Raw genomic sequence first — 12,771 nt, 5'->3', positions numbered from 1 at the left:
CCACCATAACCTCAACCTCAAATAGGTATTTTTTGTGCGCTAACGTTAGGCTATTAAAAGTTAATTGCCTGTACCACACGAATGAGCCTCTGCATCAATCCTCACTGTCAAAACCCCCAAAATCCTGACAGTCTCATGCGCTGCCAAAGTTGTGACTCTTACTTGTTGCTAGAAGGGCAATATCGAGTAACCAATCTGCTAAGTGATAAAGGCGGCTTTGGCGACACTTATGAGGTCAGCGATCCCAGCGGAACCCCCAAACTTCTCAAAGTCCTTAAAAAAAATCAACCTAAGGCTGTAGAGCAATTCCAGCGAGAAGCCCAAGTCTTAAGTCGGCTGAATCATCCAGGCATTCCGCAAGGAGAGCAATACTTTACCTTTTACCCTCACAATACCCAACAGCCAGTGCATTGTCTAGTCATGGAGAAAATTGAGGGAGAAAATTTGCAGGAATGGCTAGAAAAACGGAGTAATCGCCCAATTAATGAAAATTTAGCAATCGATTGGCTAACTCAGCTGACAAACACACTGCACACATTGCATCAACAGCAGCCGCCGCTTATTCACCGAGATATTAAGCCCTCGAACATCATGCTAAAGCCAGATGGGAAGCTGGTGTTGATCGACTTTGGCATAGCACGAGAAATGACTGGAACATACGAACAACAAAAGGCGGCAGGACAGGTCACAAAAGTCGTTTCTGATGGCTACTCTCCATTAGAGCAAGTTAATGGGTGTGCTGTTTTGCCGTCAGATTTCTTTGCTTTGGGTCGTACCTTTGTCCATCTTCTTACAGGAATGCACCCTACTGATATTGCTGATTCATTTAACCATGATCTCTACACCGATGAGTTAAAAAGTTGGCGTGACAAAGCCCCTCAAATTTCTCCTCTAGTAGGAGATTTTATCGACAAACTCATGGCGCGTTCAATTCAAAATCGCCCCCCCCGTACTGAAACAATATTAGAACAGCTAGCAGCGATTGACCAAGCTTTGCATCCAACCAGACAACTGAAGCCCAAGCCCTTTAATTCAGAAGCTTCAATAAATTGGCAAAAGCTAACACTAGAGCGTACTGTCGGCGATTTGTCTTCTTGGCATTCAGCCCCAGTTACCTCTGTAGCAATTAGCCCAGATGGAGAAATTTTGGTTAGTGGTAGCGTAGACACAACAATCAAAGTGTGGAACCTGAACAATGGGGAAGAAATTTACACTACTGGTCATTCAGCCCCTGTTACCTGCCTAGCCATTAGTCCAGATGGAGAAACTCTAGTTAGTGGTAGCCAGGATAGGACAGTCAGAATTTGGAACTTAAAAACTGGCCAAGCAACTCATTCTCTGCAAGGGCATTCAAACCATGTCATGTCGGTTGCAGTTCACCCAAATGGACAGAGTGTTTTCAGTGGCAGTGGGGACAAAACAATCAAAATCTGGAACCTCAAAACTGGTAAAGCCACTCACACACATAATAGGCATTTAAGTACTGTTAGCTGCATAGCGGTTAGTCCTAATGGACAGACCCTAGTTAGTGGTAGTTTTGACAAGACAATCATAGTGTGGACAGATCACATTCTTTCTGGGCATTCAGATATTATTCGGTGTGTAGCAATTAGCCCAGATGGACAGACTCTGGTTAGTGGTAGTGAAGATAAGGAAATTAATATATGGAACTTGATTAGCGGGGAACGACTCGGCACCCTTACTGGTCATTCAGCTCCTGTCTTGTCCTTAGCTATTAGCCCAGATGGACAGTTCCTAGTCAGTGGTAGTGTAGACAAAACAATCAAAGTGTGGAACCTCAGTACTAGACAAGAAATTCACGAGCTAAGCAGGCATTTAGACAGTGTTAATTCCGTAGCAATCAGCCCCGATGGACAAACCCTGGTCAGTGGTAGCAGTGACTGTACGATCAAGGTGTGGCGAATACAGTAGAACGCCCATTGCTCAACAGGAAATCTCTGGAGGCAAAATTTGACTCACTGCCCCATCTATCTCGATTGCCACGCGACGACACCTCTTGATGAGCGGGTGTTAGCGGCAATGCTGCCTTACTTTACCGAGCATTTTGGCAACCCTGCCAGTATTACCCATGTCTACGGCTGGGAAGCGGAAGCTGCTGTCAAACAAGCTAGAGCAATTTTGGCAGACGCGATCAATGCCACACCGGAAGAAATTGTCTTTACTAGCGGTGCGACGGAGGCGAATAATTTAGCGATTAAAGGTGTCGCGGAAGCTTATTTTCAAAAAGGACGCCACATTATTACTGTAGAGACGGAACATAATGCGGTTCTCGATCCTTGTGATTATTTGCGATCGCTTGGTTTTGAGGTGATTTTCCTCCCCGTCCAAAGCGATGGACTTATTGATTTAACCCAGTTAGAGAAAGCGATTCGTCCGGACACGATTTTAGTTTCGGTGATGGCGGCGAATAACGAAATTGGGACTATACAGCCGTTGGCAGAAATTGGAGCAATTTGTCGCCAGCATCAGGTACTTTTCCATACGGATGCAGCCCAAGCAATTGCCAAAATTCCCCTAGATGTAGCGGCGATGAACATCGATCTGATGTCAATGACTGCCCATAAAGTCTATGGTCCTAAAGGAATTGGCGCTCTTTACGTCCGACGCCGCAACCCTAGAGTCCAAATGGCACCCCAAATGCATGGAGGCGGACATGAGCGGGGGATGCGCTCTGGTACTCTTTATACACCACAAATTGTTGGGTTTGCCAAGGCCGTAGAACTCGGACTCACGGAAATGGAATCGCACACGCAACGCCTCGTCCAGCTACGGGAACGCCTATGGCAGCAACTGAGTGCTTTGACAGGGATTCATTTAAATGGACATCCTACCCAGCGACTACCAGGAAACCTTAATATCAGTGTCGAGGGTGTAGATGGAGCGGCGCTATTGCTGGGATTGCAACCAGTGGTGGCAGTATCTTCTGGATCGGCTTGTACCTCTGTCAAAGTGTCTCCCTCTCATGTCCTGACAGCGCTAGGACGCTCGGAGCTGCTGGCTTATGCGTCGGTGCGGTTTGGGATTGGAAGGCAGAATACAGCGGAGGAGATCGATCGAGTCGCACAGCACGCGATCGCGACGATTTCCAGTCTGCGTAGGCAAGCTTCGATTGTCGGTTAAGCAACCAAATCTGCAAACTTAGGTTGAGAAAGTTCTGGCTAACGCCACTGCCAATCTAAGTTACGTCCGATCGGCGTAACAGCGCGATATAATACATCACAATAGAAGCAATTGCGGATCGAGGCTCCATCGGGTTGCCCCTCGTGTGAACCTGTCATGGTGGCGCTCGCGCAGCTAGCTTTTCTTTGAGACTTTCTGTTCATTCTTGGCAAAGTCCAGCGTTCAACCTTTTTGAAAAAGGATGGCACTGGCAACTTAAATTCATCGGGGAAGAGTTGACCCAGCTTGTCGGTTACTGATTCCAGTGACTATGGGCGATCGCACCTTTATTCTCTCTAGGTAGGGGCGGGTTTAGAATCTATCCCTGCTGTCATTGAACCAGAAGGTAAAACAAAACCGGCCCGTACAGAGTTGTTTCAGGCTGACACTGTTATTTTTTTTGAGCAAAAGTGAGAGTCACCTCGAAAGGATGAAGGATGTGGGGCGTAGACCGAAGGTCTTCTCGAAGAGCCGCTCTTCGTTGTACCTCGAAGGGTACGGAAGGATAAATGAATACATTCCATTCCGCCTTCTGCCAGTGAGCAACTTCCGCCTGTCTGTTGTGCTATCAGCTTGCTGCAAATTTTGAGGAAATTGAATGCCAAAGCAAATTATCATCGCAGAGCAGCATCGAATCGCTGCCGTATTTTGGGAAGATCAAATTCAAGAACTCGTCGTTGCGACTGGCAACCATCAAGTTGGAGACATTTATCTGGGCGTTGTCGAAAATGTCTTACCTGGGATAGATGCTGCCTTTGTAAACATTGGAGATACAGAGCGAAATGGCTTTATTCATGTTACTGACTTGGGTCCGTTGCGGCTAAAACGCTCTGCGGGTGCGATAACAGAACTGCTGACACCCCAGCAGAAAGTATTGGTACAAGTGATGAAAGAGCCGACGGGCAACAAAGGCCCCCGGCTTACCGGAAACGTCAGCTTACCCGGACGCTATGTAGTGTTGATGCCCTTCGGACGGGGTGTAAGTCTGTCTCGGCAAATCAAGAGTGAGAGCGAACGCAACCGCCTAAGAGCGTTAGCGGTTCTGATTAAACCCGCAGGTATGGGGCTGATCGTGCGGACAGAAGCAGAAGGACGCTCGGAAGAAGCCATCATTGAAGATTTAGAGTCTCTGCAAAAACAGTGGGAGGCAATTCAGCAAGAGGTAAACTCCACCAGGGCACCAGCGCTGTTGAATCGAGACGATGATTTCATTCAGCGCGTCCTGCGAGATATGTACAGTGCGGAAGTCAATCGCATTGTGGTAGATTCCCACACGGGAGTCAAACGAGTTAAGCAATACTTACTTAGCTGGAGCGGAGGGCGATCGCCTGAAGGGGTTTTGATCGACCATCACCGCGAGCGTCTCCCGATTTTAGAATACTTCCGCGTCAATGCTGCCATTCGAGAAGCCCTCAAGCCTAGAGTTGATCTTCCTTCCGGTGGCTACATTATCATTCAGCCGACGGAAGCATTGACGGTCATAGATGTCAACTCCGGTTCCTTTACCCGCTCCGCAACAGCCCGCGAAACCGTCCTCTGGACTAACAGCGAGGCAGCAACGGAAATTGCCCGCCAACTGCGGCTTCGGAATATCGCCGGTGTGATTATTGTTGACTTTATTGACATGGATCAGCGGCGAGACCAGCTGCAAGTACTGGAACATTTTAACAAAGCACTGAAAGTAGATAAAGCAAGACCGCAGATTGCTCAACTCTCAGAACTCGGCTTAGTAGAACTGACCCGGAAGCGTCAAGGTCAAAATATTTACGAATTGTTTAGTCAGGCGTGCCCGACCTGCGGCGGCTTGGGGCATCAAGTTCGCCTTCCGGGTGAGCCTGCCCGAAATGGCGGGGAAATTGCCGAGCATTCTATGCCAGTGCCTGTAAGGGAAGTCCGGACGGCACCTTATCGAAACGAACGAAACGAACTTGGCGTCCGGGAAATGCCCCTCCCAGACATCCGTGAAAGTCGCAGCGAAGCCTTAGATTTAGCTGTTGATGATGATGATGATGATGACGCAATGGATTTGATGCATCATCCCAGTTATCAGGAACGGGGAGGAGTCAATAACAATAATCGCCGTCGTCGTCGCCGCCGTATTGGCGAACCTCCTGCAAGAGAGGAAATCACTAAAAATCCCGTTCGAGTCTCGACTTCTCCGCCACTGGTGAATCATTTCAGACAGAGTCCGGTGGCAGAACCAGAAGTATCCAGAGATACCGAGGTATTTACAGCAGCGCCATTGCCCGTTTTACCCGCTGTGGAAGAAGGTCGTCGGGCGTCAAGACCGGAGCGTCCTAAGCCTTCCAGGCAGGAAGTTGAACCGCCGGAGATTGTTTCGATTGAAATGACCCCAGAGCAACAAGATATCTATGCTTTAATGGGAATTTCTCCGTTGGTACTCCTGAATCGGCAGGTCAAAAATCCTAAATCAGCGATTGTTTCTGTCACCTTACCCGGAGAGTCTGCCCAAACTGCACCTGCACCGTCTGTAGAACCAAACAGAGAAGCTGTCAGCGTCATAGATAACATCATAGATAGGGATATTCCTGGCGTAGAGTCCGCGCTTGACGAGAAATTCTCTTATATATCCTCCGCCTACGAGGAAGATGAGATGAGAGATGGGGGAGATGAGACAACGGACGAGGAACCACCAACTCAGTTGGTGATGCCTGTGGTAATGCCCGAACCCGAAGCTCCTAGGGAAGAAGACACTGTGGAGAGTGCTTCTTCTGCATCCTCTAATGAAGCCGAAAGTAGCCCCGTGATAAACCGGCGGCGTCGTCGTCGGTCTTCTGCAACGGAGGCTTCTGAAGGCTGAAGGATGTTAGCGAAGCGGCGCTAATGCGCCGGATGAAGGATGAAACGAGAAAGACTGTAGGTATTTACCTAAAAATTCAGTTCCATACTGTTATGATTCATCCTTCATTCGTCAGAAGCTAAATTCTCAAGGAGTCAAAGATCGTGTCGCCGGAAGTGCAAAATGCCCCCGCCGTCGTAAAGCGAATCCGTAAACCGAATTTCAACCTAGCAGATCTGCCAGAGTTAGCTGGCGATTGGGAACTGGTTGCCGGTGTGGATGAAGTGGGGCGCGGAGCCTTATTTGGGCCGGTGGTAGCGGCGGCTGTAATTCTACCCAAGTCTGCTTTTGAGGAACTTGCAGCCGCTGGGGTTAGAGACAGCAAACAGCTGTCTAGCTATCGGCGCAGCAAACTGGCAGAACACATTCAAGCGATCGCGCTTGACTGGAAAATCGGCTATGCCAACAATCAGGAAATTGACCAGATCAACATCTTGCAGGCGTCGTTATTGGCGATGAAGCGGGCTGTCACTAAGCTAAAGGTGCAGCCGCAGATGTGTCTGGTTGATGGGAAGTGGTCGCTGCCAGACTTGGCGGTACCGCAACAGAATCTTGTGAAGGGTGATGAGCGATCGCTGGTCATTGCTGCGGCCAGCATTGTTGCCAAAGTGTGGCGCGACGACTTAATCATGCGTTTCGCCACCCAGTATCCTGCCTATCATTTAGCAGCGAATAAAGGTTACGGTACTGCTCCGCATCTCTTAGCTCTGCAACAATACGGTCCTTCGCGCTTGCATCGAATGTCTTTTAGTCCCTGTCGGGTGGGTAATCAATAAAAACAATTTACTGATGCCCTACTCCTGAGCAATTGAGTACAAGCGGGTTTATCCAAACATATTGCTGAGACAACAGATAAAACGAGCAAAACCGCTCTAATAATTTCAAAACTCAAAACTTTCGGAAGGCTGATTGCTAATTGCAGAGGACTGAGAATTAGTAGCGTTTGCCCACAGACGATAGTCTAAAAGTAACTGATGCATCAATCGTTGTTTGATAGTTAACAGTACACTTTTGAGTAGAGCATTTCCAGTCGCTTCTAAAAACGGCTTAGGGGTAAACAAAAAAGGCGGCGGCAGCTCTACTTTGACCTCTAAATCTGCTTTTCCTTTGAGATGAGTTGTTCCATTCAATTCGCACGGAGAAAGCTTACCAATTAAATTGAGAGCAAAGCGTTGGTTGATATATTCAACACCACGCAGTTCGCAATTTGTAGATGTTAAATGAACTGTTCCATCCGACTCTGCCCATACTCTTAAATCCACAATTGGTTGAATGCTCAGGGTCATAAAGCTTAAGGGACGCATTTTCAAACGAAAAAGCTCGTCACTGAGTTGTTCAATTCGAGTCGGATCGACTAGAGCCTGCACAAGACGTTGGGGCTGGCGCAAATAATGCTGAATGGGAACAGGTTGTTCCGGAACAGCAATTTGAACAGATTGGGAGGCAACAAATTGAGTTTGCATGAGAGGATGGTAACAGAATGTAATTCTGTACGCTAAATTAAATTAATTTTACTTTACAGTTCTTAAAAAAGCGGACAGAATTTTTTCTGGAGCTAAAATCCGTCCTAGTAAAGAAGGCATCAACTAAAGCATTCTGTAATTATAAAAATTTATGAAGCAGGTCTCCTCTTTCGGAGGCATAAGAAATAGACACTGGGATAGGGCGTAAAGTACCTCCACTCTATCCCTTGCGAGGGACAGCCTCGTTAGCACCGACTTTCTGAGAAAGGTAAAAAAGGTGTCAGAATGACTATCACGGAAAAATAAAGGGCTAGCTTTAATGGTCGTATCCGTTGCACACTTAGGACCTCCTGGCACTTACGCAGAAGCCGCTGCTTTGGCTTATGTTAGCTGGCTAACCCAGATGGGAAAGGAAGCGTTGTTATGTCCCTATCCCAGCATTGCTCAGACACTCCGAGCCGCAGCGCAGGGACAAGTGGATCTAGCTGTGGTGCCGGTAGAAAATTCGGTTGAGGGCAGTGTTACGACAACGTTGGATACCCTGTGGCAGTTAGATACGCTGCAAATTCAACAAGCTTTGGTACTGCCAATTTCTCATGCTCTGATGTCACGAGCGCCGAATTTAGAGGCAATTCAGACCGTTTATTCTCACCCACAGGCTTTGGCTCAGTGCCAGGGGTGGCTGGAGCGGTTTCTGCCGCAGGTGCAGCTGGTACCGACAAATGCGACGACGGAAGCTCTCAAGTATCTGGATGAGGACAAAACAGCGGGGGCGATCGCTTCCTCTAGAGCTGCTCAACTCTACAATCTACCGATTCTGGTTTGCCCGATTAATGATTATGTTGACAACTACACGCGGTTCTGGGTGCTGAGTTTACAACCCGCTACTGGAGGCAATTGTACTTCTTTGGCGTTCAGCGTTCCTGCCAATGTACCTGGGGCACTCGCCAAACTGCTTCAAGTGTTTGCCAGTCGTGACATTAACTTGAGTCGAATTGAATCTCGCCCGACGAAGCGGAGTCTTGGCGACTATCTGTTCTTTATTGACTTGGAAGCGAACACTACAGAGGCATCGGTTCAATCCGCGTTAGAAGAATTATCCACTTATACCGAAACGCTCAAAATCTTTGGTAGCTATTCAATTCTGCCGGTAGGGAAACTCTAGTCTTGGGACTGTAGTCTTTAAAACTCAAACCAGACGCTATATCGAGCGTCTCTACAAAATCCCAAACTTTTATGTTTCAATCTGCTCAAGGCATTCCCGGATTGCCCGATTTAACGCATCCGGCTGAGCTAATGAAATTTGGGGGGCAGGTACTGAGTACCTTCCTCATCATTGTGTTTCTAGTTGGTGCGTTGGGAATTGCGATCGCGCTGCTAAATTTCTCTCTCCGTCGAGATCAACCAGAACAAGCGATTTTCATGGGTGAGTGGGTTGTTCGCTACTCCCGATTACTGCGAAGTCTACCCCACGCTGCCTTGGTTTTAATTCTCATGGTAGGAGGATTTTTTCTTAGCTCAACTTTAGGCAATCGGTACCACCACTGGGAACAAGCACGGGTCGCTCAGGTAGCTGCCAGTGTTGCCGGTGACAGGCTAGAGCAACCTGCACCCCAAGTGCGCTATGTCCTCAAAGAGCCTTACACTTATACCACTCAAGTTGAGGGTAAAATCGTCAAAGTCAACGATACGCGAGAAGTTAGCCGTTTGCTAACTCTGAGCGAATCGCAAGTTCAGGTAAAAATTGACCAAAGCACAGATGCCCAAGATCGTCGCGCAATTTATCGCGTTGACTACAGTGCCGATTATAAAGTTACCAACCCGCTGACCGATGTTAGCAATTTTTTCTTTGAAGTCCCGCCGCCTGCCGGTTACTCACTGCTGCAAAGCTATAAGGTAGAGCGGGACGGGACTCGCCTCCAGCAAGCAAATCCCGGTGACTATGGTTTTCCATTCCGTCTCGAACCTGGACAAGTAGCTAGTTTTAAAGTCAGCTATAAAGCTCAAGGCGGGCCGCGCTGGGTTTATAGTGCCACCGGGCAATTACTCTCCAATTTCCGCCTCACCGCGCTGGCGAACTTCCCTGGAGCGGATTTTGCTAGTGGGATTATCCCCACAGAAAGTAAGGTTGAGGGACAAGGCACTCGATTCACCTGGGTATTTGACGACAACGTTTCAGTCCAAAATCCATTTGGTGTCTTTACTTCGACTGGCCCAATTCGCAACACAGGTATCCTTCCCCGGTTGCTGTTACTCGCACCAGCCGTATTCTTGTGGTGGATATTATTGCTTTATATGTCGCTACCCATGAGCCTCAGAAATGTAGCGATCGCTGGCGGTATTTTCTTCGCTTGTCTGCTAACTTTGACTTATCTTAGCCGCCTGATTGATGTCAAGCTGGCTTGGACTCTCATCTCTATCGTCTTGCTAGCCTTAGCGTGGGGATTGGGGTCAAACCGCCGTGCGTCTCTTGCCGCCGTCATTTGCACGATTGCTGGTGCGGTTGTGCCAGTCTTAGGACTCGTCGTTCCTTACACGGGACTCACTCTCAGCGTAGCCGCTCTCTTGGGCGCTGTATGGCTTGCAGTTCGTCACTGGTATGGCTGGTATGACTTGCGAGCAGATGCTCGTGTTTAGTCCTTAGTCATTAGTTCTGAATCAGTGATTAGTTAAGGTTTTTGCACTGAACTAATCCTTGAAGACTAATGACTAACAACTAATGAAACTTACTGGAGCGCATCTTTGAGGACGGTACGAGCCGCGAGATGATTGCGAGTAGAAGTGAGAATTTCGGCTTCTCGCTCTAGGCGGGTTGTCGTATCTTGCATTTCCAGAAGGGCTTGCTGTTCAGATGCCACCCCGTAAAGATTGCTGGCAACCCAGTAGGATAATTCTCTGGGGAGGGTGGGCAAGTCTTCTGGTAGCTCCATGTCTTGGTCGGTCAACTTGGATGAGAGCCGTACCACATCTCTGAGCAGTTGTTCAACCTCAGAGGCTAAGGTTCTGAGGTCTTTTTCTGGTGGATGGTCTTCAATCCATTCCACCAAACCGACGCGATAAGGCTTTTCGCGGACGTACTCTAAGACCCTAAACCGCTGCTGTCCCAAGGTCAAGATTTTCATTCGGTCATCGGGAAGACGCTGGAAGTGGATAATTTCAGCGCAGCATCCCACGGCAGCTGGTTTACTTTGAACTGGGTCCCACATCAAAACCCCAAAACGGCGATCGCTCTCCAGAATCGTGTTCATCATGATTCGGTAGCGAAATTCAAAAATATGTAGCGGTAAAGGTCTCCCTGGAAATAGCACCACTTCGGGCAGTGGAAACAGGGGGAGTTCTCGAACTGCGATTGAGGAAGAGGATGCCATTGTCCCTATACTTGCTGTACGTGCGATTCTTTACTTACTTTAACCGATCTCTTTCCTAGAATCCCAACGACGAAGCCCTTTAGAGGTATCTCTAAAGGGCTTCGTCAAATGCAGACTCACAAGAGCGTGTATTTAAAGTTTGACTTCAATATCAACGCCTGCTGGCAAATCCAGTTTCATCAAAGCGTCAATTGTCTTGGAGGTAGGCTGATAAATGTCAATGATGCGGCGGTGAGTCCGAGTTTCAAAATGTTCCCGCGAATCCTTATCAACGTGAGGAGAGCGCAAAAGACAGTAAATTTTCTTCCGGGTTGGTAAGGGAATGGGGCCAATAGCTGTTGCCTGTGTCCGGTTTGCCGTATCGACAATCTTTTCGCAAGAGGTGTCAAGCAAACGCCGGTCAAAAGCCTTCAAGCGAATGCGAATTTTTTGCTGCTGGATAGTTGCCATTTTCAGTTGTCCAGGTTCTAATTAGTGGTTATTTGTTAGGTTTTAGTTGTTACTAGGACGGCGGTTTTTTGCCGTACACGTACAGCTCTTGGAGTTTAGCATCTGATTTCAAGGACACAGATAAGGAGCAGAAAAGCATATGCTTCTCTGCTCCTTATTTGTTGGTCAAAATCCTACTTTAGGATCTTGGAGACGACGCCAGCACCAATGGTGCGACCGCCTTCACGAATCGCGAAGCGCATCCCTTGCTCAATTGCGATCGCGTTGATCAACTCAACGGTCATTTTGATCCGGTCTCCTGGCATCACCATCTCGGCGTTAGAGCCATCATCCGAGGTGAAAGCTTTGATGGTTCCAGTTACGTCGGTTGTCCGCACGTAGAACTGAGGACGATAGCCAGCAAAAAACGGTGTTTTCCGACCGCCTTCTTTTTCCTGAAGGATGTACACTTCAGACTCAAACTGAGTGTGAGGAGTAATTGTACCAGGCTTGGCTAGCACCATACCTCGCTCAATATCTTCCTTCTTCAAACCCCGAAGTAGAACGCCGACGTTATCGCCAGCCATCCCTTCATCCAAGGTCTTCTGGAACATTTCCACGCCAGTTACTGTTGTGCTGCGAGTGTCTCGAATTCCCACCAGCTCAACAGTTTCCCCAACTTTGACTTTGCCCCGCTCAATCCGACCAGTCGCAACGGTACCGCGCCCTGAGATGGAGAATACGTCTTCCACAGCCATCAGGAAGGGCTTATCAATATCCCGCTCTGGAGTAGGAATGTAAGCATCGACCTCATCCATCAACTTGTAGATTTTATCTACCCACTCATTCTCACCCCGTGGGGTCTTGGGATTGGCAGCCATCGCTTCCAACGCTTGTAGCGCCGAGCCGGCGACGATGGGAATATTGTCACCGTCGAATTCATAAGAACTTAGCAGTTCCCGGACTTCCAGTTCTACCAGTTCCAACAATTCTTCATCGTCCACCATGTCTTGCTTGTTCAAGAAGACAACTAGCCGGGGAACGCCAACTTGCTTAGCCAGGAGGATGTGTTCCCGCGTCTGAGGCATGGGGCCATCTGCCGCCGACACCACCAGAATGGCACCATCCATTTGAGCTGCACCCGTGATCATGTTCTTCACATAGTCCGCGTGACCTGGGCAGTCCACGTGGGCATAGTGGCGAGATTCGGTTTCATACTCAACGTGGGCGGTATTGATGGTAATACCGCGAGCCTTTTCCTCCGGCGCTGCATCAATGTCGGCATAACCCTTTGCTTTCGCCCGACCCATTGCTGCCAGAGTCATCGTAATGGCAGCGGTTAAGGTCGTTTTACCGTGGTCAACGTGACCAATCGTGCCGATATTGACGTGGGGTTTAGTGCGTTCAAACTTTGCGCGTGCCATGTATTACCTGTTCCTTTTTCCTTTTTCCTTTGCCAGTTGTCAGTTGT

The 12,771-nt window shown here is 48.5% G+C and carries 10 protein-coding genes; 6 read left to right on the top strand and 4 right to left on the bottom strand.

Annotated elements, in window-relative coordinates; genetic code table 11:
- The first annotated feature begins 81 nt into the window (after window positions 1-81).
- From NDI34_RS08015 to NDI34_RS08000, 4 genes are all read left to right on the top strand, one after another.
- Entirely contained in the window at window positions 82-1,932 is a 1,851-nt protein-coding gene (locus tag NDI34_RS08015) for a serine/threonine-protein kinase (protein ID WP_348232365.1), read from the top strand.
- 39 nt (window positions 1,933-1,971) lie between these two features.
- Window positions 1,972-3,141, top strand: a complete 1,170-nt coding sequence (locus tag NDI34_RS08010) for an IscS subfamily cysteine desulfurase (RefSeq protein WP_348232364.1) — start codon at window positions 1,972-1,974, stop codon at window positions 3,139-3,141.
- A gap of 637 nt (window positions 3,142-3,778) precedes the next feature.
- A complete protein-coding gene (locus NDI34_RS08005; RefSeq protein ID WP_348232363.1) occupies window positions 3,779-6,001 on the top strand; it encodes an Rne/Rng family ribonuclease in 2,223 nt (740 codons plus the stop codon).
- Window positions 6,002-6,216: 215 nt separating this feature from the next.
- The gene (locus tag NDI34_RS08000; RefSeq protein ID WP_199299825.1) at window positions 6,217-6,816 is read left to right on the top strand and encodes a ribonuclease HII; all 600 of its coding nucleotides are present in this window, start codon (window positions 6,217-6,219) and stop codon (window positions 6,814-6,816) included.
- 105 nt (window positions 6,817-6,921) lie between these two features.
- Here the strand turns inward: NDI34_RS08000 and NDI34_RS07995 are convergent, their stop codons facing one another.
- A complete protein-coding gene (locus NDI34_RS07995) occupies window positions 6,922-7,503 on the bottom strand; it encodes a DUF1997 domain-containing protein (protein WP_348232362.1) in 582 nt (193 codons plus the stop codon).
- Window positions 7,504-7,822: 319 nt separating this feature from the next.
- Between NDI34_RS07995 and pheA the strand changes: the two genes are divergently transcribed.
- Window positions 7,823-8,668, top strand: coding sequence for a prephenate dehydratase (gene pheA / locus NDI34_RS07990; protein ID WP_348232361.1), 846 nt, complete (start codon window positions 7,823-7,825; stop codon window positions 8,666-8,668).
- A gap of 71 nt (window positions 8,669-8,739) precedes the next feature.
- On the top strand, window positions 8,740-10,140 hold the full coding sequence (locus NDI34_RS07985; protein WP_190984624.1) for a hypothetical protein: 1,401 nt from the start codon (window positions 8,740-8,742) through the stop codon (window positions 10,138-10,140).
- An 89-nt stretch (window positions 10,141-10,229) separates the two neighbouring features.
- Here the strand turns inward: NDI34_RS07985 and NDI34_RS07980 are convergent, their stop codons facing one another.
- The 3 genes from NDI34_RS07980 to tuf all read right to left on the bottom strand — a co-directional run bounded on the left by NDI34_RS07980 (window position 10,230) and on the right by tuf (window position 12,724).
- A complete protein-coding gene (locus NDI34_RS07980) occupies window positions 10,230-10,871 on the bottom strand; it encodes an LON peptidase substrate-binding domain-containing protein (RefSeq protein ID WP_190415401.1) in 642 nt (213 codons plus the stop codon).
- A gap of 132 nt (window positions 10,872-11,003) precedes the next feature.
- Window positions 11,004-11,321, bottom strand: a complete 318-nt coding sequence (gene rpsJ / locus NDI34_RS07975) for a 30S ribosomal protein S10 (RefSeq protein ID WP_190415403.1) — start codon at window positions 11,319-11,321, stop codon at window positions 11,004-11,006.
- Window positions 11,322-11,494: 173 nt separating this feature from the next.
- A complete protein-coding gene (tuf, locus tag NDI34_RS07970; protein WP_190415405.1) occupies window positions 11,495-12,724 on the bottom strand; it encodes an elongation factor Tu in 1,230 nt (409 codons plus the stop codon).
- Window positions 12,725-12,771 lie beyond the last annotated feature (47 nt).

Origin of the sequence: Trichocoleus sp. DQ-U1, assembly GCF_039961925.1 — a bacterium.
GTDB lineage: Bacteria > Cyanobacteriota > Cyanobacteriia > Cyanobacteriales > FACHB-T130 > FACHB-T130.
This window is presented reverse-complemented; position numbering and strand designations above follow the sequence as displayed.